Genomic DNA, 20,887 nt, shown 5'->3' on the forward strand with positions numbered 1-20,887 from the left:
ATTCCTTGTTGTTCGTTTACAGACGCACGGTCGAGATGAACTGCTTGAGTTCGGCGGTTTGCGGATTGGCGAACAGCGTTTTGCTGTCGCCCTGCTCCCACACGCGCCCCTGATGCATAAAGACCACGCGATCGCCCACGTCGCGGGCGAAGTTCATTTCATGAGTAACGAGAATCAGCGTCATACCTTCAGCGGCTAACTGCTCCAGCACTTTCAGCACTTCGCCCACCAGCTCAGGATCGAGCGCCGAGGTGATCTCATCACAGAGTAAAACTTTGGGCTGCATCGCCAGCGCACGCGCAATCGCCACGCGCTGCTGCTGCCCGCCAGACAGATTGGCCGGATAGTAATTGATGCGCTCGCCGAGGCCGACTTTCTCCAGCATCTGTGTCGCCAGTTCGCGGCATTCGGCTTCACTTTTCTTTAGCACGCGGCGCGGTGCCAGCATCACGTTTTCCAGCGCCGTCATGTGCGGGAACAGATTGAAGTTCTGGAACACCATGCCAACAGAGCGGCTGATTTCGCGTGCTTGCGATTCGCGATCGGTAATGGTCATGCCGCCGAGTTTGATGCTGCCTTCCTGATAGCCTTCCAGCCCGTTCATGCAGCGTAGCAAGGTACTTTTGCCCGATCCGCTGCGGCCGATAATCGAGATCACTTCACCGTGATCGACATCGAGATCGACGCCTTTCAAAACGTGGTTGTCGCCGTAGTACTTCTGTACCTGATTAATGGTGATGAGCGGCATTGAATTTTTTCTCCAGGTACTGGCTGTAACGCGACAGCGGATAACACATCAGGAAGTAACCGAGCGCCACCAGGCCAAACACCTTGAACGGCTCGTAAGTTACGTTATTCAAAATGGTGCCGGCTTTGGTCAGCTCGATGAAGCCGATAATCGATGCCAGCGCAGTGCCTTTAATCACCTGCACGGCAAAGCCCACGGTTGGCGCGATAGCAATGCGAATCGCCTGCGGTGCCACCACGCGAAACAGCGTTTGACCAAAGTTCAAACCAAGGCAACGCGAGGCTTCCCATTGGCCTTTGGGCAAGGCGCGAATGCTGCCGTACCAGATATCCACCAAAAACGCGCTGGTGTAGAGCGTCAAGGCCAGCGAAGCCGCCGTCCAGGGCGCGACATCAATGCCGAATAAACCGACACCGAAGAAGGCGAGGAACAGCTGCATCAGCAGCGGCGTGCCCTGAAACAGTTCGGTGTAAGCGCGCACCAAGCGCATCGGCCATTTGCGTTTCAGCAGGCGCATAAACAGCAGCGGCAAGGTCACCAGCGTTCCGCCAAAGAACGCCACCAGCGACAGTAAAATAGTCCAGCGCGCTGCCAGCAGCAGGTTGCGCAGGATGTCCCAATCGGTAAATTGCGTCATCATGCCGGTTGCGCTCCCAACCATTTACGTCCCAACGCCAGCAATAACTGACGCATGGCAATCGACAACGCCAGATAGATCAACGTGGTCACCAGATAGACTTCAAAACTCAAAAAGGTACGCGACTGAATCAGGTTGGCGGCGAAGGTCAACTCTTCGTACGAGACCTGCGACACCACCGAAGAGCCGAGCATCACGATGATGCATTGGCTCACCAGCGCCGGATAAATCCGTTGCAGCGACGGCGGCAGCACCACGCGGATAAAGGTTTGCGCGCGGGTCAATCCCAGCACGCGCCCCGCTTCCCATTGGCCGCGCGGCGTCACCTGAATCCCGGCGCGAATAATTTCGGTGCTGTACGCGCCAAGGTTAATCAACATCGCCAGCAGCGCAGCTTCGCCCGCCGTCAGTTTCAGACCAAGATTGGGCAAACCAAAGACGATGAAAAACAGCTGCACCACAAACGGCGTGTTACGGATCAGCTCGACGTAGACGCCCCAAATGCGACTGGCCCAGCTGGGTTTGCCGCTGCGCAGCGCCGCGCCGAGAATGCCCAGGCTGACGCCGCCCACCGTGGCGAGCACAGTGATCTGAATCGTCACCCACAACCCGGCTAGCAACTCTGGCCAATGCGGCCAGAGATCTGCAAAGTTTAGTTGCCCAATCATGATGTTATGCGCCGAGGTTAGCTGGCAGTGGCGCTTTCAACCACTCTTCCGACAGCTTGTTCAGCGTGCCATCTTTGATGCCTTGCTCAATCAACGCATTCACTTTGTCTTTCAGCGCTGGTTCATCTTTTTTCAAGCCGATGTAGCACGGTGAATCTTTCAGCATAAACTGGGCAACCGGCGCTTTTTCCGCGTTCTGGCGCGCAATCGCGGCCACCACTAAGTTGCCGGTGGCGACATATTGCACTTGTCCTGACAGATAGGCTGACAGCGTGGTGTTGTTATCTTCATAACGTTTCACCTGCGCATCTTTCGGTGCGATATCGCTCAACACCATGTCTTCTACTGCACCGCGCGTTACGCCGATGGATTTACCGCTCAACGCGGCAGCATCTTTCAGCGTTTCACCTTTCGGACCAAATACGCCAAGGAAGAACGGCGCGTAAGCCTGGCTGAAGTCGATCACTTTCTCGCGTTCAGCATTTTTGCCCATGCTGGAGATCACCAGATCGACTTTATCGGTTTGCAGATATGGCACGCGGTTAGCACTGGAAACCGGCACCAGCTGCAACTTCAGTTTCATCTGTTTTGCCAGGTACTTCGCCATGTCGATGTCGTAGCCCTGCGGCTGCAAATCGGTGCCCACTGAACCAAACGGTGGGAAGTCTTGTGGCACAGCAACCCGGATCACGCCGCGTTTCTGGATATCCTGCAACTGATCGGCCATCGCGCTACCAACCTGCGCCATCAGCAATGCCGCGCCTGCTACCGCCAATAAAACTTTTTTCATTATGCACCCCGGTGAGTTAAACGTGAAACGAAAGATTCTTGATGAATCGATTTGCAACTAATGTGCCAACCGCTGTAGCGAGGAGAGAAAGGGTGAAAAACGATGATTTATGAGGTTTCAGGCAGAAAAAACGGGCATTGCGCCCGTTGCAGTTAACGATCAATAACGGTGCAATGCACCATAATGGCGCCCGTTAGCGGTGTTCCAGCTCATCGAGATGTTGATAAAGATCGGCGATTTGATGGATGCGCTGACGGCCCTGCGACAACATTTCATGCAGTAAAGCGTTGGCCAGCAAGTTAACCAAACTCATGGCCGACGCATAGCTATCAAAAGCGGAAACGCTGTCCAGCGGCGCGCACAGCTGCCAGCGCGCTAAGGTGATGATGCCCTGCGCCTGCGGCTCGCATAGCGCCAGCACCGGAATGTTGCTGTGTTGCAGTTGCTGCATCAGCGGACGGATGATGCGTGGACGACGGCGAAACGCCATTACCACCACAATATCTTCGGGCGTGATATCCACCAGCTCTTCACCCAGTGTCTGGCCTGGCTGCGGCAGCACATGCACCTGCGCACGCGCCTGCATCAGCTGTTGGCGCAGGTGCAGCGCCACCGGATAGGCGTTGCGCATGCCGATAATAAATACCCGCTTTGCCGTGCCAATCGCCGTAATCACTTCACCAAATTGCTGCGGATCGATGCTGTTTACCCATTGCGTTAAGTTCGCCATTTCTTGCTTATAGTGGCGCGATAACAAGGTGTTACCTTGCACTGCATCACGGTTATCGGTGAGCGGCATACCGCTTTGGCGCAGCACGCGCAGTTCATCGCGCATGTCTTTGTATTTCTCGTAACCGAGGCGCTTAAACAACCGGCTGACCGTGGCCTTCGAGACACCGCTCAGCCGCGCTAACTCGGCGCTGTTGTAGCTGATCAGGTCATCAAAATGGTCAAACACGAAGTCGGCAATACGCTGCTCCTGCGGCGATAGCTGCGGATAGTGACTACGAAGGCGTTCATCAAGTTGTTTCATCATCGGTCCTGTAACTTTCGTTTCACCACAAGCTAGCATAAATCGATCCAGATTGATGTCCGACCAAAACTGGAACAGCTCTTGCTTTCACTCAACCACGTACCCAGAAAAAGAGTTCCCTATGATACAGAGCAATATGGCGCCATTAGGCATGGCCGTCGCGCCGCATCATCTTGCCAGTGAAAGCGCTTTAGCGGTGTTACGCGAAGGCGGCAATGCGATTGAAGCCATGGTAGCCGCCGCAGCTACCATCGCCGTGGTTTATCCGCACATGAACGGTTTAGGCGGCGACGGCTTTTGGTTGGTGGTGCCACCCAATGGCGATCCGATTGCCATTGATGCCAGTGGTGCCGCCGGTTCGCTGGCGCACCTCGATTTCTATCACGGCGAAACACATATTCCGCATCGCGGTCCTAAAGCCGCGTTAACCGTGGCGGGCACCGTCAGCGGTTGGCAGGAAGCGCTAACGCTGGCGCAGGAACTCGGTGCCGCACCGTTGCCGCTGGCGCGTCTGCTGCGGGATGCGATTCGCTATGCCGCCGACGGCATTCCGGTCACCGCCTCGCAAGCCGCCGCCACTGCCGCCAAGCAGCACGAGTTGCAGCATCAGCCTGGCTTTGCCGCCACTTATTTGCCGGATGGCAATGTGCCCGCAGCGGGCAGCCGTTTCACCCAACCGGCGCTGGCGAATACGCTGAGCCTGTTGTGCGATCAAGGTTTAGAGAGTTTCTATCGCGGAGAACTGGCGCACCATTTAGCGCGTGAAATGACCGCGCTGGGTATGCCGATCACGCTGGAAGATTTGCAGAACCAGCGTGCACGCCGCTGCACGCCGCTGCATCTGGCGCACAGTGAGGGCGATATCTGGAACATGACGCCGCCGACGCAAGGTTTGGTGTCATTGGCGATCCTCGGCATTACCGACCGCCTGAATATGGCCGCCGCCGATGAAGCGCAAACCGTGCACCGCATCGTCGAAGCCACCAAAAAAGCCTTCGCACTGCGCGATAAACACATCACCGATCCGCGCCATATTGATATTGACGTGCAAAGCCTGTTGGATGCCGATCACCTCGGTTCGCTGGCGGCAAAAATCGACGATCAACAAGCCGCGCCATGGGGTACTGGACGTGGGCCAGGCGATACGGTGTGGATGGGTGTGATGGACAGCAGCGGTTTGGCGGTGTCGTTCATCCAAAGCATCTACCATGAATTCGGCAGCGGCGTGGTGCTGCCCGGCACCGGGATTACCTGGCAAAACCGTGGCGCGGCATTCAGCCTGCAACCCGATCATTTACTGACGCTGCAACCGGGCAAGCAACCGTTCCATACGCTCAATCCCGCCGCTGCACGCCTGAAAGATGGGCGCACCATGGTATATGGATCGATGGGCGGCGACGGCCAGCCGCAAACCCAGGCGGCGATTTTCACCCGTCACGTGATTCAAGGCATGTCGCTGCAACAAGCGGTGAGCGCGCCGCGTTGGTTGCTTGGTCGCACGTGGGGACAATCCTCTGACTCGCTCAAACTCGAAGCCCGTATTGCGCCGGAAACCGTGCAGCAACTGCGCGCGCTCGGTCATGAGGTTGAGCTGCTGCCTGATTTCAGCGAAGTGGTCGGCCATGCGGGGGCAATCGTCAGACACAACAACGGCATGCTGGAAGGCGCATTTGATCCGCGCAGCAACGGCAGCGCCGCCGGTTTCTAATGGAGAGTGACAATGAATAAACACGTCGATTGGGCCACCTACATCGCCCAAATGGAACAGATTCTGGCGCTGGAACTGGATGATTCGCGCCGTGCCGAATTGCTGACGCAGTTCAACCGCATTGCGGCGATGGCAGGGCCGCTGATGGCGCTGCCGCTCGACGATCGTCTGGAAGTGGCGGGAGTGTTCCAGCCATGAAACTGTCGTCATTATCCATTACGCAACTTCAGCAAGCGCTGAGCCAGGGCGAGATCAGCGCGCACGATATCGCGCAATCCACATTAACGGCGATTGAGCAGCATAATCCGGCGATCAATGCCTGGACCGAAGTCACCGGGCAACGCATGCTGCGCGAAGCTGAACAGATCGATCAGCAGCGCCAGCGCGGTGAAAGCTTGCCGCCGCTGGCCGGTATTCCTTACGCGGTGAAAAATCTGTTTGATGTCGCCGGGCACAGCACGCTGGCCGGTGCCAGCTTATTCAGCGAACGCGCCGTGGCGCGCGAAGATGCGTGGGCGGTGAGCAAATTGCGTCAGTCCGGCGCATTGCTTTCCGGCATGCTGAATATGGATGCCTACGCGTACGGCTTCACCACTGAAAATACCCATTACGGCGCCACACACAACCCACGCGATTTGAGCCGTGTGGCGGGCGGATCGTCTGGCGGTTCAGCTGCGGCGGTGGCGGCGGGTTTGGTGCATTTTTCCCTTGGCACCGACACCAATGGTTCGATCCGCGTGCCCGCTTCGTTGTGCGGCATCTTTGGTTTAAAACCGACCTTTGGCCGTCTATCACGCAGCGGCAGCCATCCGTTTGTCGCCAGCCTCGATCACATCGGCCCGTTTGCCCGCTCGGTGGAGGATTTGAGCCTGGTATATGACACCTTGCAAGGTGCCGATGCCAGCGATGCTTTTCAGGCAGCACAACCCATTGCGCCGGTGAGCCATGAGTTGAGTAAAGGCACACAAGGCATACGCAGCGCGGTGTTGGGCGGTTTCTTCTCGACATGGTGTAGCGATGAAGCCCATGCGGCGGTGGCGATGGTGGCTAAAGCGCTGGAAGCGTCTGAAGAAGTGACGATGCCGAATGCTGAAATCGCCCGTTCGGCCGCGTTTATCATGACGGCGGCGGAAGGCGGCAATCACTATTTGCCGTTGCTACGCAGCCAACCGGAACAATTTGAACCGAATTCTCGCGAACGGTTATTAGCTGGCGCGATGTTGCCTTCGGCGTGGTACGTGCAGGCGCAACGCTTCCGCCGCCATTTCCAGCAGCAAGTGTTGCCGCTGTTTGAGCACTTTGATGTGCTGATTGCCCCCGCCACACCGTGCACGGCGACCACCATCGGCCAGGAAACCATTCATATCAACGGCCAGGATTTGCCTACGCGCGCCAGCATGGGCATGCTGACCCAGCCAATTTCCTTCCTTGGCTTGCCGGTGTGCACCGTGCCGCTGCAAACGGCTAACGGTTTGCCGATTGGCTTGCAGCTGATCGCCGCACCGTTTAAAGAACATCTGGCACTGCGCGCCGCGTGGGCGCTGCAACAGCAAGGGCTGACGCTGCCACAAATCACCTTAATGGATGCATGAACATGACGCCTGAACATATTGATCGCCCGGCGATTCTCGCCGAAGTGACTACCGCCTTTTATCGCTACGAGCAAGCGCTTATTAGTAATGATGTCGCGGTACTGGATGAATTATTTTGGCATGACAAGCGCACCGTGCGTTTGGGTGCCGGAGAGAATTTGTATGGCATTGATGAGATCCGCGCGTTTCGCGCTGCGCGTCCGTCGAAAGGGTTGGATCGTGAGTTGCGTAACACGGTGATTACGACCTTTGGCGATGATTATGCGGTGTGCAGCACCGAGTTTACGCGTGAAGGGGTGGAGAAGATTGGACGTCAACAGCAGACGTGGGTGCGCTTGCCGTGCGGCTGGCGGATTGTGGCGGCGCAGGTGAGTTTGATGAGTTAGGTTGGGTTGGGTGCGTGCTGCCCCTCACCCTAGCCCTCTCCCACAAGTGGGAGAGGGAATGATTCGGTGGAGAGAATCGCGGGAGCAGGGATTACGCGCTCGGTGCCGGATGGGTTTTCATCCAGTGATCGGCGATTTGCTGGCGAGTACACACCCACACATTCTCGTGCTGCTGGATATGATCGAGAAAACGCTGCAACCCACGGAATTTACCCGGACGCCCCAACAAACGGCAGTGCATGCCAATCGACATCATCTTCGGTGCAGTTTCCCCTTCTTCGTACAACACATCAAACGTATCGCGCAGATAGACAAAGAACTGCTCCGCGGTGTTGAAACCTTGCGGCGAGGCGAAGCGCATGTCATTGCACTCCAACGTGTAGGGAATGATCAGGTGCGGTTTTACCGTGCCGTCCTGACAAGTGACTTGCGTCCAGAACGGTAAATCATCGCCGTAATAGTCGCTGTCGTAGCTGAATCCGCCCTGCTCCACCACCAAACGGCGCGTGTTTGGGCTGTCGCGCCCGGTGTACCAACCGGTTGGCGCTTTGCCAAACAGATCGGTCAACACGTCCACCGCTTGCTGCATATGCTGACGTTCGGTTTTGGCGTCCATCGCTTGATAATGAATCCAGCGCCAGCCGTGGCTAACCACGTCGTAATCGGCGGCTTTGATCGCTGCAACAATCTCAGGATGGCGCGCCAACGCCATCGCAACGCCAAACACCGTCAGCGGTAAGCCACGTTTTTGAAACTCATTGTGGATGCGCCAGAAGCCGGCGCGAGAACCGTATTCGTACAGCGAATCCATCGACATGTGGCGGTCGGCGTAACTGGCTGCACCGATGATGTCGGAAAGAAATTGCTCGGAACCGGCGTCGCCGTGCAGCACGTTGTTCTCCGCGCCCTCTTCATAGTTGAGGACAAATTGCACCGCTACGCGTGCTTTGCCCGGCCATTTAGCATGCGGCGGCTGATTGGCATAACCAATCAGATCGCGTGGGTAGTTTTTGTTGAAGCTGTACTCTTTCTTTTCAGATACATCATTCATTCTGCAAGTTCCTGTGTTCAGTCCTCAACCAGCACTTAGTTTAGGTGCTGAAATGCCCCGCTGAGCGGTTTCTGCAATGGATAATCGAGATCGCCGTGTTTGCTGGTACCAAAGCCCAACGCCACCAGTGACTCGACCATTTTCACTGCGGCACTTACGCCGTCGATCACCGGTAAACCCAGTTCTTTGGTCAACTCCTGCGCCAGCGAGGCCATACCGCCACAGCCCAAAACAATCGCCCCGCTGCCATCTTCACGTTTGGCTTGTATACAGCGTTGACGCACTTTCTCTTGCGCCACGCCGCTGCCGTCTTCCAGCGCTAACACCGGCAGATCAATGGCATGCAGCGCGGCGCAATGGTTTGTGAAGCCGTATTGCTGCAACAGATGACGCGCAATTACCAAGGTACGCGGTAAGGTGGTGACGATGGAAAAGCGCGTCGCCACCAGCGTTGCGGTGTGCATCGCGGCTTCCGCAATACCAATCACTGGGCCGCTTGCCAGTTCGCGCGCCGCCAACAAGCCGGGATCGCCAAAGCAGGCAATGATGTGGCCGCTAACGCCTTGCTGTTTGCCACGTTTGACCTGCTCCAGCACGCCAATTGCCGCAATCGCTTCATCGAAATGGCCTTCAATCGATTCCACGCCGTGGCTGGGGCACACCGCCAAAATCTCCGTGCCAGGCGCAGCGACCGCGCGTGCGGCAGCGCCAATAGTTTCGGTCATCGCCACGCTGGTGTTGGGATTGATCACCTGAATTACGCTCATGATGCCGCCTCTTTATGACCGGCAAATAACCGGGAAAAATCAGGTAAAGTCTCGCCGCTGCGCTCAAAGTGCAGGCTGGCAACAATGTGTTCAAAGTGATGCTGCAATGCGGCAGTCAAACCCGGCAGATCCTTGTCTCGCAACAGATCCACCAGCCGATCGTGGTGATCGCAACGGCAACCGCGCTGCCACGGCGCGCCATACGCGGCAATCACCAGCGAGGAGCGCTGCGTCAGGCGCGTCACCATATCGGTGAGCACTTCATTGCCGGAGATGGCTTGCAACTGAATATGAAAAGCAGCTGACAGGCGAATCGCTGCCGCGCCATCGTGTTGCTGGTGCGCCTGCTGCTCTTGTTCAATCAGACTGCTGAGCGCGGCTAAATGTGGCGCCTGGAGATGACTGAGCACCGCAGGCAAGTTGGCACACTCCAATAAACTGCGCGTGGCAAAGATATCGCGGGCTTCATCCACGCCCGGCGTCGCCACTTGTGCACCACGTCTGGGCGACAAGGTGATCATTTGCACCGCGGCGAGGCGTTGCAGCACTTTGCGAATGCCGGTGCGACTGACGCCAAACACTTCGGAAAGCGCTTCTTCTGGCAATTTGCTGCCCGGCGGCAACTGATGCTCAACAATCGCGGTCAGCAGCGCCTGGTAGATGGGTTCGTCTCTATCATTCAGATCAGCAGCCGTTTTCTGGCCTGTTTCACTCTTCATTACCTGCTCCGGTAAGTGTCTGTGTGCTGCACATCGTATACGTGAAATTAATTTTTTGTATACAAGAAATCAATTCTGGCCTGGATCCTGCAATACCGTTTCACGCTGTGATTATTCTTCCATGTTGTAGAGAGGAGCAGGTTTCATGCCAAATCATTCTGAAGTGACCTCTGCGGGGGCATCTGAAGCCAACGCGCAATACAGTCCACGTCTGTGCAACGAGGATCTGGCGCCAACGCGCGACCAGAATTGGTCGTGGTACAACATTTTCTCTTTCTGGATGTCGGACGTGCACAGCATGGGCGGCTATGTGGTGGCCGCCAGCTTCTTTACGTTGGGATTGGCCAGCTGGCAGGTGCTGCTGTGCTTGTTGGTCGGCATCTGCATCGTGCAGCTGTGCGCCAATTTGGTGGCCAAACCCAGCCAGATGGCAGGCGTGCCGTACGCGGTGATTTCACGTCAGGCATTTGGCGTGTTTGGTGCCAACATCCCGGCGATTATTCGCGGCCTGATCGCCTTTGCCTGGTACGGTATCCAAACCTATCTGGCGGCTAACGCGCTGATGCTGGTGCTGCTGAAGTTCTTCCCTTCATTAAGCAGTATGACGCAGACCAGCTGGCTTGGCCTGTCGCAACTGGGCTGGTGCTGTTTCGGTTTGATGTGGTTGTTGCAGGCGATGGTGTTCTGGCACGGCATGAGCGCGATTAAACGCTTCATCGATGTCGCCGGTCCGGCCGTTTATGTGGTGATGGTGGCGTTGGCCGGCTGGATTGTATACAAAACCGGTTTTGACGGTATCTCCTTTACCCTTGCCAGCAAGCAGTTGAGCACCGGTGAACAAACCTGGCAGATGATCACCGCCACCGCGCTGGTGGTTTCCTACTTCTCTGGCCCGCTGCTTAACTTTGGTGACTTCTCGCGCTACGGCAAAAGCATGGGCGAAATTCGTCGCGGCAACCGCTGGGGCTTACCGTTTAACTTCCTGCTGTTCTCGATTGTCACCGTGGTGATCGTCTCGGGTACGCAATCGCTGTTCGGCCGCATGATTACCGATCCGATTGAGACTGTGAGTATGGTCGGCAACGATGTGGCGGTGGCGATTGGCCTGCTGACCATGATTATCGCCACCATCGGCATCAATATCGTGGCGAACTTCGTTTCTCCCGCGTTTGATTTCTCTAACTGCTCGCCGCAGAAAATCAGTTTCCGCACTGGCGGGATGATTGCAGCGGTTGGTTCCGTGCTGTTGACGCCGTGGAACCTGTTCCAGTCACCGGAACTGATTCACTACACGCTGGATGTGCTGGGTGCGTTTATTGGACCGTTGTTCGGTATTTTGATTGCTGATTTCTATCTGATTAAACGCAGCAAAGTGTACGTTGACGATCTGTTTGATGACACACCAAAAGGTCGTTACTGGTATCGCGGTGGCTTCAACCCGAAAGCGATTGCCGCGCTGCTGCCGTCAGTGGGTATTGGTTTGGTGATCAGCTTTATTCCTTCGCTGCATGCAGTGGCGAATTTTAGCTGGTTTATCGGCGTGGCGTTGGGTGCGGGTTGTTATCGCTGGTTGGCGCGCGCCGATCGTGAAGAAGTGGCAACGGCCTATCGCGGTGCAGTGGCGGTGCAGAAAGATTGATTGGATATGGGTTTGGTGAGGGATCGTGCGCGCTGTCCCTCATCCCGACCTTCTCCCGCATGCGTGAGAAGGGGCGGTTCGGCGAGAGCATTGAGGCCGAGCGAAACCTTAAAAAGCAAAAAGCCGATGCATTTCTGCATCGGCTTCTTAAATAGATTGGCGGAACGGACGGGGCTCGAACCCGCGACCCCCTGCGTGACAGGCAGGTATTCTAACCAACTGAACTACCGCTCCGCGCTTTGTTCCCCGTCGAGAACGAGGCGCATATTAATGGCAGCTTCATCACTCGTCAACGCTTTTTCTGTGGGAATGTTTCGTTTGGCGCTTTTTTCATCTCACCGACGATTTTACACGCAAAATCAGCCGTTTTAGATACGCCACAGGCAGCTGCCGCCCTTCTTCTGCACTAAATCCAAGCGGCCTTCGTGCGCAATAATCTCTTCATCACTGGCGCTTACTACGCGCAAGCCAGAGCTAGGACGCACAATGCGCTGAATATTTTCGCTGCCGTCCTGATTGTTCTGCTCACCATCCAGCGAAAACGCCAGCGAGGTTTGCCCGCCGGTCATCATGAGGAATACTTCAGCCAGAATCTCAGCATCGAGCAGTGCGCCGTGCAGCGTACGTTTGCTGTTGTCTATTTCATAGCGGTTACACAAGGCATCCAGGCTGTTGCGCTTGCCGGGATACATTTTTCGCGCCATCGCCAGACTATCGGTGACCTGACAGAAAGTGTCGGTTTTGCCGATGCCGCGATTTAGCATGCCAAATTCGTAATCCATAAAGCCGATATCGAACGATGCGTTATGGATTACCAGTTCTGCGCCACGAATGTATTCGAGGAATTCATCGGCGATATCCGAGAACATCGGCTTATCCGCGAGGAATTCATCGGCGATACCGTGAACACCGAACGCTTCCGGATCCACCAGCCGATCGGGCTTCAGATACATGTGGAAGTTGTTGCCGGTCAGGCGACGGTTGATCACTTCAACCGCACCGATTTCAATGATGCGATGTCCTTCATAATGCACACCGATCATGTTCATGCCGGTGGTTTCAGTATCGAGGACGATCTGGCGGTTATTTGCAGTGCTCATAGGACCTGTTTTATGTCAGACTTGGCGTTTTGTCAGAAGGAAGTCTACCAGAGATGCGCAAACAGGTAGAAATATTCACCGACGGATCGTGCCTCGGTAATCCCGGCCCCGGCGGCTACGGCGCCATTTTACGTTATGGCGCGCATGAAAAAGTGTTCAGTACCGGTTATCGTCTCACCACTAACAACCGCATGGAAATGATGGCGGCAATTGTGGCACTTGAAGCACTCAAGCAGCCGTGCGAAGTGGTGCTCAGCACCGACAGCCAGTATGTGCGCCAAGGCATCACCAGTTGGATTCACAACTGGAAGAAACGTGGCTGGAAAACCGCCGATAAAAAGCCGGTGAAGAATGTTGATCTGTGGAAACGCCTCGACTCAGCGCTCAGCACGCATGAGATCAAGTGGGAATGGGTGAAAGGCCATGCCGGACATCCTGAAAACGAACGCTGCGACGAACTGGCACGCAGCGCGGCAGGCAATCCAACACTGGATGATATCGGCTATCAGGTTGAATCCTGATCCTTCACTTCACGGAACTGGCGCGTAACGTTCACCGTTTGGCGCAGTTGCGATTGACTCATGTTCTTCTTCATTTTGGTGGGCGTTAACGGGAACGTGCGTTTACGTGCCACCACAATGTTCAGGCAGCCCAATGCCGGCAAATGCGCGCTAATGACTTTCCCGCCCTGCCGATGCCATGGCACCACCTGAAAACGCGTGCGATACACCACTTCATAATTCAGCAAGCCTAGCCAATCGAGCAGACGCACCTGGCTGAACATCCGCCCACTCCACGGCGCGCGTGAATGCAAACCCGGAATGCCTTTGCTGATCCCGAGTAAACTAAACGGGTTAAAGCCGCTGATGATCATCCAGCCATCGTCGATCAATACCCGATCGACTTCGCGTAATACGCGGTGCGGATCCTGACTCCACGCCAGTGTGTGCGCCATTAAACAGGCATCAATCGATTTAGATTCAAAGGGTAATTGCGTGGTGTTGGCAATCACCTGCAACTCATCGCCCTCATTGCCCACATTCACTTGATGCGATATGGCACACTGGCTGGTATTGATTTCTGCGCTGAGGCTACCCAGTTTAAGCATATGAAAGCCATACAGCTTGCCGAGGTACGGTTGCAGTTGCTGGGTTAGTGCGTCGCGAAAATAGTCTCCCATTGGCATATCACGCCAGGAGCGCGGTGCAGTCAGGATTTGGCGTGTTTTAGCCGGCTTCATGCTCTACCATTTTCCTTTTTCTACGACCTGAGAGGTGTTTATGAATCTTACCAGCATTCCCGCATTGCAGGATAACTACATCTGGACACTGACGGACGCGGACAATAATTGTCTGATTGTCGATCCCGGTGAGGCCCAGCCGGTACTGGATAAAGTTAAGGCAAACCGCTGGCAACCGGTGGCGATTTTGTTGACACACCATCACCACGATCATGTTGGCGGCGTGAATGAGCTGTTGCAGCACTTCCCTGACTTGGTGGTTTTCGGTCCACAAGAAACTGCAGATAAAGGGGCACAGCGCATCGTGGCTGAAGGTGATGAATTTACCCTTCTGGGGCTAAATTTCCGTGTCATCGCAACACCTGGTCACACTTTAGGACATATCTCATATTTCAGTTCTCCTTATCTTTTCTGTGGAGACACGATGTTTTCTGGCGGCTGCGGACGTTTATTTGAAGGCACTGCCGAACAAATGTTCGATTCATTTCAAAAGCTTAATCAACTTCCTGAAGACACCCTCATTTGCTGTGCGCATGAGTACACTTTATCCAATATGAAGTTTGCTGCGGCTATTCTGCCCCATGACCCTAAAATTTTGGCAAGGTATCAGCAAATTAAGGACTTACGCGCAGAAAATCGCATTACTTTGCCCACAAAATTGGCATTAGAGCGAGAAATAAATTTATTTTTACGCACGCAAGACGCTGATTTACAACAGGCTTTAGGCACTAATGTTCCATCGTCAGCGTTATGGCAAACTTTTGCCGATCTACGCGAGAAGAAAGACCGCTTTTGATATTTGAGGTTGTGTTGTGTTGGACCGTCACGTATAGTTGCTCGTCTTTTAAGCGAACTATTGACACACACATGAAGGCTAAAGCGATATTACTCGCCTCGGTCTTGCTGGTAGGATGTCAGGCATCAAGGAATGACGCCAATATCCCCGTACAGCATGCACAGAGCTTGTCTTCAGCTGGTCAAGGTGAAAATGGAAAGTACGGAGATCGATTGTTGTCGCCGCGATGGCAGGATGATGGAACAAGCCTCGCAGAAGATACTGATCTCTGGAATCACATTAGTGACGAGTTGAAGATGGGGATTCCGGAAAACAGCCGGATCCGCGAACAAAAAACAAAATTTTTAAAAAATAAGAGCTATCTCCACGATGTAACATTACGGGCAGAGCCGTACATGTACTGGATAGTCGAGCAGATACAGAAACGTAAAATGCCGATGGAACTGGTACTGCTACCCATAGTGGAGAGCGCTTTTGACCCACACGCAACATCTTCTGCGAATGCCGCTGGCATCTGGCAGATTGTTGCACAAACGGGCAAAAACTATGGTTTGAAACAGAACCAATGGTACGACGGACGCCGCGATGTGGTGGCCTCGACCAAGGTAGCGCTGGATATGATGCAGCGTCTGAACGGTATGTTTGACGGCGATTGGTTACTGACCATTGCGGCCTATAACAGCGGTGAAGGACGTGTATTGAAAGCGATGAAACAGAATAAGGCGCGCGGTAAGCCGACTGACTTCTGGAGTTTATCGTTGCCACGTGAGACCACGGTTTATGTTCCTAAAATGTTGGCCTTGAGTGAAATTCTCAAGAACAACAAGCGTTACGGTATCAAACTGCCAACACCGAACGAGAGCCGTGCATTAGCTCGCGTAGAAGTGGGACAGCAGATTGAACTGACGCAGGCCGCAGATATGGCCGGTATGTCGCTCAGCAAGCTGAAGACATTCAACGCCGGTTATAAAAACGGTGCTACAGCGCCAAATGGACCGCACTACATTATGGTGCCGAAGTCCAACGTTGCTAAGTTGCGTGATTCACTGGCTTCCGGTGATATCGCCTCCGTGCAGCCTACCGAGATGGCGAAAGTCAGCGCGGCAGGAAACAGCTACACGGTACGCAAAGGTGACACCTTGTCTGGTATTGCCAGCAAGCTTGGCGTAAGCGTCAGTACACTGAAACAGCAGAACAATCTGCGCAGCGCTTCAGTTCGAACCGGTCAGACTTTGACCGTGAGCGGCAAAGCAACGCAGTTGGCTGATAACGGCAACAGCATCACCTATCGTGTACGTAAGGGTGATTCTTTTGCCAGTATTGCGAAACGTCATGGTGTGAATACCAAAGACGTGATGCGCTGGAACAGTGACGCTAAAGACATTCAGCCGGGCGACAAGCTCACGCTGTTTGTGAATAATAGCGCAACACCTGATACCTAATGCCCCGAAAAGGCTGACTTTTGTCAGCCTTTTTCATTTTCTCCTTTCTGAGAATTCTGCACTCCCCTTCTTTAGGCTTAAAAAGCCCAACGCGTGACTATCCTTAATAACAATTTTGGTTGCAGCAAGATGGCTAAGCGAACGCTATTTAGGTAAATCAGCGCCCGATGCCATAAACAGAATTGAATTCAACCAGCAGAGGATTGTGATCGGAAGCACGCGTCACCAGCACCGACGCTTCACTGACTTTCATATCGCGGTAGAAGACGAAATCCAGCGGCCGGCCAAAGGCTTTACGGCGATGATCATCGGTGAAGTTCACTTCACGCAGCGACATCTCTCTGGCAAAGCGATATAGGGCGTTCATGCGCTGACGACTCCAGGCGTTAAAATCACCGGCCATGATCACCGGACCACGATGATGCTGAATCTGCTCACCAATCGGGCCCAATTGCTTACTGTACACATCCACACCCAAACTGAAATTCACCGCGTGGATATTCACCACCATCAGCATTTCACCGGTCGGCAATGGGTAAGCAGTGACTAGCGCGGATTTGGCTAAACGCAACAAAGGTTCGCGCTCGCGTAATGGGCAGCAATAGACAGGATGCGCAGAAGCCAACGTCATGACGCCGGAAGGATGTTGCGGTAACACAAACGCGGGAACTTGATCGGCCGCCAGATAGTTGCTGGTGGCGAATTTGACCAATTCAGGGGTAGCCTGCGCTTCTTGCAGCAATACCAAATGGGCATCTTTACCAAAACCTTGCAACACCGACATCCAATCGGCACGTTGCTGCTTAAAGATGTTCCAGACCAAAACCCGCAGCGTGGGGTCTGCTGGCAAAGGTGCGCCAGGCGGCAATGCCTGTCCAAGATGCAGCATTGCCACCGGCGGAAAGATCCGCTCGGCTGGCTGGCCTGCTACATAACGCATTGAATAAGTTTTTTTCCGCACTTTCCCGCCTGGCTGATTTACGACTCGTACTTCACCTGACTGTTATAGGGATTTTAGTGCGGGGTTTCAATTGATGATCTTGATTGTCGGAATTCGCCTCACAGCATAACGCTGCAACAGCCAGCCAATCGGCAAGCCGTTGTGCGTGTTATTCCATCACTATTGCAGCTTGAGGCTTATCGAGTTGGCCACTCATTCTTACCAGCAATAATGCGGCAAACACGATGATGGCGCCCACCCACGGAGTTTGTGCCAAACCATAATGTTCAACAATATAGCCACCTACGGTAGATCCCAGCGCAATCCCAATGTTAAATGCGGCAATATTTAGACCTGATGCAACGTCAACAGCACCGGGCGCAGACTGTTCAGCCTTCTGTACCACGTAAACCTGCAACCCCGGCACATTGGCAAAGGCGAAGATGCCCATCAGCAGGACGGTTATCACCGACATCAAGTGCATACTTGCGGTGTATTGGAACACCATGAGCAATATTGCCAGAGCCATAAAGATCAGCGTCAACGCACGAACCGCACCGTGGCGATCCGCCAACTTTCCGCCCCAAATATTACCTATCGCCACCGAAACACCGTATCCCAGTAGAATCAGGCTAACAGCGGTCGGCGAATAACCCGCTAATGACTGCATCATCGGCGCAAGGAAGGTGAAGGCAGTAAATACGCCGCCATAACCTAGCGCAGTAATGGCATAGATCAGTAACAGGCGGGGATTGATCAACACGCGCGCCTGTTGTGCCAACGTTGTGGCAGAAGGTTGAGGGATATTGCGTGGGATAAGCAATTGGCTCGCCACTAATGCAATCACGCCCAGCAGCGAGACCGCAAGGAAACTTTCACGCCAGCCAAAATGCTGCCCAATTAACGTTCCTAACGGTACGCCAGTGACCAACGCGACGGTTAGGCCGCCGAACATAATTGCAATAGCACTCGCCGCTTTTTCTTTGCTGACCAGGCTAGTTGCAATCGTCGAACCGACCGAGAAGAAGACGCCATGTGCAAGCCCGGTCAGCAACCTGGCTATGACGAGCGTCTCGTAATTCGGTGCCAACCAGGCAACCAAATTGCCGATGGTAAATAACACCATCAATCCCATTAGAAGCTGCTTACGTGCGAGCTTTCCAGTTAACGCCGTTAATACCGGCGCGCCAACGGCAACACCGAGCGCATAAATCGACACCAGCATCCCCGCAGAGGGTAACGTGATACTGAGTTGTTCAGCGATAGTTGGAATGAGGCCGACAATAACAAATTCTGTCGTACCGATTGCGTACGCGCTGATGGTCAGCGCCCAAAGTGCAAGTGGCATGATTGACTCCCATGAAAGTTTTGATGGGCGCTAGTATTGCCTCATGCTTTAATGACAAAAAGATGCAAAGTGGCAATAGACTTTTGCTTTGGGAGGGATAATGAAAGCATCGTCTGATGAGTTGAAAGTGTTTATCGCTGTGGTTGAGAGCGGCAGCTTTAGTCGTGCGGCCGAGCAGTTGCAAATGGCAAATTCAGCAGTAAGTCGTACGGTAAAGAAGCTTGAGAATAAACTTGGCGTGGCGCTGTTAACCCGTACCACGCGCCAGCTGGCGCTGACACAAGAAGGTGAGCATTACTTTCGTCGCGTGCAAAAATTGATGCAAGAGATGTCTACAGCAGAGAGCGAGTTAATTGCTCGGCAAATGACGCCACAGGGTGTGCTGCGTATTGATGCCGCAACTCCAGTGGTTTTGCATCTGTTGCTGCCAATGATTAAACCGTTTCGTGAACGCTATCCTAACGTCACGCTTTCACTGATTTCCTCCGAGAGTTTTATCAATTTGATTGAGCGCAAAGTCGACGTGGCGATTCGCGTTGGCAATTTAACTGACTCGTCATTAAGAGCACGTTTGCTGTTTATTAGTTATCGCAAGCTTGTCGCTACACCGGCTTATTTGGCGGAATTTGGCATACCAACGTCTGTTGCCGATCTCGCGCAACATCAATGTCTTGGTTTTGTTGAGACGCCGCGGTTAAATCGCTGGCCGGTCGCCGATAACAATGGTGATCTATATGATATTACGCCGGGAATATCTTCGAACAGCGGTGAAACCTTGAAGCAGTTGTGCTTAGGTGATCAAGGAATTGCGTGTCTATCTGATTTTATGGTGAATAAAGAGATTGCAGATGGCACTTTTATTGAGTTGCTGGCTGAGCAAAGCATTCCGGTTGAAATGCCTTTTAATGCCGTTTACTACAGCGATTTAGGGGTAAGCCAACGTGTTAGGGCGTTTATAGATTTTCTGAGTGAATGGGTAAAAGATCAGCCCTGGCAAATGCAGGGCTGATGTGAGGAAAAAGTTAATCCCAGTTTGGCGCCAGGCCTTCCGGGCTAACTAAACGCTGCTGACGATCCAGGCTGGCGATCTTTGCCATATCGTCTTCATCCAGTTTTAGTTCGATTGCTGCCATATTGCTGCTGAGATTTTCACGTTTGGTTGAGGATGGAATTACGGCATAACCTAGTTGCATCGCCCACGCCAGAACAACCTGAGCAGGGGTAGCCTGGTGCTTATCTGCGATGGCAATAATGACGTCATCTTTAAGCGCCTCGCCATACGCCAGCGTCATATAGGAGGTAATGTGCAGACCTTGTTGCTTAGCAAACTCAGTAACCTTGCGGTTTTGCAGGAATGGATGCAGCTCAATTTGGTTGGTCGCAATGTTCTCGACGCCTACCGCATCAATCGCTTCTTTCATCAAGGCTATTGGAAAGTTTGAAATGCCAATCTGCCGGGTTAGGCCCAACTCTTTTGCTGCCATCAATGCACGCATGCTTTCTTTGACTGATATTGCTGAACCCGGTAAAGGCCAGTGGATCAGCGTCAGATCAACATAGTCTGTTCGCAGTTTTTTCAGGCTCTCTTTCAAACTTGGAATTAAATTTTCTGCCGAAAGATTTTCGATCCAGATTTTGGTGGTAATAAATAACTCACTGCGCGCGATACCACTTTCTACGATCGCTTGCCCTACAGCTGCTTCATTTTCATAGATTTGAGCGGTATCAATTGTGCGGTAACCCAGCTCCAAAGCTGTTTTAACTGAATGGATTACAACATCGTCTTGTAAACGGAATGTACCTAAACCAAAGGCGGGGATTGTCATGATTTCCTCATCGTATAGCATTATGTTCGATGGGAAGCATTCTGGCAGGTTTATTGTTGCTGAAAAATCCGCTTATAAGCAGAAGAATATTGATTTTATATCAACAATATCAATGAAATTTTATGCATGAAAAAGCCCTGACTTTTCAGTCAGGGCTTATCAATTAAGTGGCGGAACGGACGGGGCTCGAACCCGCGACCCCCTGCGTGACAGGCAGGTATTCTAACCAACTGAACTACCGCTCCACCGATTCTGTACTGAATTCAGAAAACTGTTCTGATTTCAGGTGTTTCGCCCTTCCCATGTCACCGGGATGGTCACGACACGATAACGTGTCTTAATTGATGCCTGGCAGTTCCCTACTCTCGCATGGGGAGACCCCACACTACCATCGGCGCTACGGCGTTTCACTTCTGAGTTCGGCATGGGGTCAGGTGGGACCACCGCGCTAAAGCCG

21 protein-coding genes, 2 tRNA genes, 1 rRNA gene and 1 pseudogene are annotated in these 20,887 nt (G+C 53.6%); 9 read left to right on the forward strand and 16 right to left on the reverse strand.

The genetic code is table 11. The features are described from left to right. Nucleotides 1-16: 16 nt before the first annotated feature. From ACPUC7_RS23095 to hpxU, 5 genes are all read right to left on the reverse strand, one after another. Nucleotides 17-748, reverse strand: a complete 732-nt coding sequence (locus ACPUC7_RS23095) for an amino acid ABC transporter ATP-binding protein (RefSeq protein WP_007887180.1) — start codon at nucleotides 746-748, stop codon at nucleotides 17-19. Beyond that, a complete protein-coding gene (locus ACPUC7_RS23100; protein ID WP_494924715.1) occupies nucleotides 729-1,385 on the reverse strand; it encodes an amino acid ABC transporter permease in 657 nt (218 codons plus the stop codon). Before ACPUC7_RS23100 ends, ACPUC7_RS23095 begins: the two co-directional genes overlap by 20 nt. Next, nucleotides 1,385-2,053, reverse strand: a complete 669-nt coding sequence (locus ACPUC7_RS23105) for an amino acid ABC transporter permease (protein WP_343554481.1) — start codon at nucleotides 2,051-2,053, stop codon at nucleotides 1,385-1,387. The genes ACPUC7_RS23100 and ACPUC7_RS23105 overlap by 1 nt, the downstream gene beginning before the upstream one ends. A 4-nt stretch (nucleotides 2,054-2,057) precedes the next feature. Further along, nucleotides 2,058-2,843 (reverse strand): transporter substrate-binding domain-containing protein, encoded by a 786-nt coding sequence (locus tag ACPUC7_RS23110; protein WP_494924700.1) that lies wholly within the window; start codon nucleotides 2,841-2,843, stop codon nucleotides 2,058-2,060. Nucleotides 2,844-3,036: 193 nt separating this feature from the next. After that, nucleotides 3,037-3,876 (reverse strand): MurR/RpiR family transcriptional regulator HpxU, encoded by an 840-nt coding sequence (gene hpxU, locus ACPUC7_RS23115; RefSeq protein ID WP_494924716.1) that lies wholly within the window; start codon nucleotides 3,874-3,876, stop codon nucleotides 3,037-3,039. 121 nt (nucleotides 3,877-3,997) lie between these two features. Here hpxU and ACPUC7_RS23120 point away from each other — a divergent pair, with 121 nt between their 5' ends. The 4 genes from ACPUC7_RS23120 to hpxZ are packed head-to-tail and all read left to right on the forward strand — an operon-like array spanning nucleotide 3,998 to nucleotide 7,562. Beyond that, on the forward strand, nucleotides 3,998-5,584 hold the full coding sequence (locus ACPUC7_RS23120; RefSeq protein ID WP_494924701.1) for a gamma-glutamyltransferase family protein: 1,587 nt from the start codon (nucleotides 3,998-4,000) through the stop codon (nucleotides 5,582-5,584). A 12-nt stretch (nucleotides 5,585-5,596) separates the two neighbouring features. Next, nucleotides 5,597-5,782 (forward strand): oxalurate catabolism protein HpxX, encoded by a 186-nt coding sequence (gene hpxX, locus ACPUC7_RS23125; RefSeq protein WP_494924702.1) that lies wholly within the window; start codon nucleotides 5,597-5,599, stop codon nucleotides 5,780-5,782. Then, nucleotides 5,779-7,176 (forward strand): AtzE family amidohydrolase, encoded by a 1,398-nt coding sequence (locus tag ACPUC7_RS23130; protein WP_494924703.1) that lies wholly within the window; start codon nucleotides 5,779-5,781, stop codon nucleotides 7,174-7,176. The genes hpxX and ACPUC7_RS23130 overlap by 4 nt, the downstream gene beginning before the upstream one ends. A 2-nt stretch (nucleotides 7,177-7,178) precedes the next feature. Beyond that, nucleotides 7,179-7,562 (forward strand): oxalurate catabolism protein HpxZ, encoded by a 384-nt coding sequence (gene hpxZ, locus ACPUC7_RS23135; RefSeq protein ID WP_494924704.1) that lies wholly within the window; start codon nucleotides 7,179-7,181, stop codon nucleotides 7,560-7,562. Between the two features lie 91 nt (nucleotides 7,563-7,653). On the opposite strand, the gene puuE is transcribed toward hpxZ, so the two are convergent. The 3 genes from puuE to ACPUC7_RS23150 are packed head-to-tail and all read right to left on the reverse strand — an operon-like array spanning nucleotide 7,654 to nucleotide 10,099. Continuing rightward, nucleotides 7,654-8,613, reverse strand: a complete 960-nt coding sequence (gene puuE, locus ACPUC7_RS23140; RefSeq protein ID WP_494924705.1) for an allantoinase PuuE — start codon at nucleotides 8,611-8,613, stop codon at nucleotides 7,654-7,656. Between the two features lie 35 nt (nucleotides 8,614-8,648). After that, the gene (hpxA, locus tag ACPUC7_RS23145; RefSeq protein ID WP_494924717.1) at nucleotides 8,649-9,383 is read right to left on the reverse strand and encodes an allantoin racemase; all 735 of its coding nucleotides are present in this window, start codon (nucleotides 9,381-9,383) and stop codon (nucleotides 8,649-8,651) included. After that, nucleotides 9,377-10,099 carry a GntR family transcriptional regulator gene (locus ACPUC7_RS23150; protein WP_494924706.1) on the reverse strand — a complete coding sequence of 241 codons (723 nt, stop codon included), beginning with the start codon at nucleotides 10,097-10,099 and terminating at the stop codon, nucleotides 9,377-9,379. Before ACPUC7_RS23150 ends, hpxA begins: the two co-directional genes overlap by 7 nt. Nucleotides 10,100-10,244: 145 nt before the next feature. On the opposite strand from ACPUC7_RS23150, the gene ACPUC7_RS23155 reads away from it, so the two are divergent. After that, the gene (locus ACPUC7_RS23155) at nucleotides 10,245-11,738 is read left to right on the forward strand and encodes an NCS1 family nucleobase:cation symporter-1 (protein WP_494924707.1); all 1,494 of its coding nucleotides are present in this window, start codon (nucleotides 10,245-10,247) and stop codon (nucleotides 11,736-11,738) included. Between the two features lie 157 nt (nucleotides 11,739-11,895). Here ACPUC7_RS23155 and ACPUC7_RS23160 read toward each other — a convergent pair. After that, nucleotides 11,896-11,972: transfer RNA gene (locus tag ACPUC7_RS23160), tRNA-Asp, on the reverse strand. A gap of 134 nt (nucleotides 11,973-12,106) precedes the next feature. After that, entirely contained in the window at nucleotides 12,107-12,838 is a 732-nt protein-coding gene (gene dnaQ / locus ACPUC7_RS23165) for a DNA polymerase III subunit epsilon (RefSeq protein WP_494924708.1), read from the reverse strand. On the opposite strand from dnaQ, the pseudogene rnhA reads away from it, so the two are divergent. Then, nucleotides 12,792-13,359: pseudogene (rnhA, locus tag ACPUC7_RS23170) on the forward strand (ribonuclease HI). The gene dnaQ and the pseudogene rnhA sit on opposite strands and share 47 nt — an antisense overlap. Here the strand turns inward: rnhA and ACPUC7_RS23175 are convergent. Beyond that, nucleotides 13,344-14,078 (reverse strand): class I SAM-dependent methyltransferase, encoded by a 735-nt coding sequence (locus tag ACPUC7_RS23175; protein WP_494924709.1) that lies wholly within the window; start codon nucleotides 14,076-14,078, stop codon nucleotides 13,344-13,346. The pseudogene rnhA and the gene ACPUC7_RS23175 overlap by 16 nt on opposite strands. 40 nt (nucleotides 14,079-14,118) lie before the next feature. Between ACPUC7_RS23175 and gloB the strand changes: the two genes are divergently transcribed. Further along, nucleotides 14,119-14,874 carry a hydroxyacylglutathione hydrolase gene (gloB, locus tag ACPUC7_RS23180; protein WP_494924710.1) on the forward strand — a complete coding sequence of 252 codons (756 nt, stop codon included), beginning with the start codon at nucleotides 14,119-14,121 and terminating at the stop codon, nucleotides 14,872-14,874. 71 nt (nucleotides 14,875-14,945) lie between these two features. Next, nucleotides 14,946-16,316, forward strand: coding sequence for a murein transglycosylase D (gene mltD, locus ACPUC7_RS23185; protein WP_494924711.1), 1,371 nt, complete (start codon nucleotides 14,946-14,948; stop codon nucleotides 16,314-16,316). Nucleotides 16,317-16,473: 157 nt separating this feature from the next. Here the strand turns inward: mltD and ACPUC7_RS23190 are convergent, their stop codons facing one another. Continuing rightward, on the reverse strand, nucleotides 16,474-17,277 hold the full coding sequence (locus ACPUC7_RS23190) for an endonuclease/exonuclease/phosphatase family protein (protein ID WP_343554467.1): 804 nt from the start codon (nucleotides 17,275-17,277) through the stop codon (nucleotides 16,474-16,476). Nucleotides 17,278-17,425: 148 nt separating this feature from the next. Then, nucleotides 17,426-18,604: an MFS transporter gene (locus tag ACPUC7_RS23195; RefSeq protein ID WP_494924712.1), complete on the reverse strand. Its 1,179-nt coding sequence runs from the start codon at nucleotides 18,602-18,604 to the stop codon at nucleotides 17,426-17,428. A gap of 100 nt (nucleotides 18,605-18,704) precedes the next feature. Here ACPUC7_RS23195 and yafC point away from each other — a divergent pair, with 100 nt between their 5' ends. After that, nucleotides 18,705-19,613 carry a DNA-binding transcriptional regulator YafC gene (yafC, locus tag ACPUC7_RS23200; protein ID WP_494924713.1) on the forward strand — a complete coding sequence of 303 codons (909 nt, stop codon included), beginning with the start codon at nucleotides 18,705-18,707 and terminating at the stop codon, nucleotides 19,611-19,613. 13 nt (nucleotides 19,614-19,626) lie between these two features. On the opposite strand, the gene dkgB is transcribed toward yafC, so the two are convergent. The 3 genes from dkgB to rrf form a co-directional block, all read right to left on the reverse strand. Then, nucleotides 19,627-20,430: a 2,5-didehydrogluconate reductase DkgB gene (gene dkgB / locus ACPUC7_RS23205; protein WP_494924714.1), complete on the reverse strand. Its 804-nt coding sequence runs from the start codon at nucleotides 20,428-20,430 to the stop codon at nucleotides 19,627-19,629. A gap of 168 nt (nucleotides 20,431-20,598) precedes the next feature. Beyond that, a tRNA-Asp gene (locus tag ACPUC7_RS23210) sits at nucleotides 20,599-20,675 on the reverse strand. Nucleotides 20,676-20,776: 101 nt separating this feature from the next. Beyond that, a 5S ribosomal RNA gene (gene rrf, locus ACPUC7_RS23215) occupies nucleotides 20,777-20,887 on the reverse strand; the annotation flags it as partial.

The sequence above is a fragment of the Pantoea sp. CFCC18179 genome (assembly GCF_059412405.1).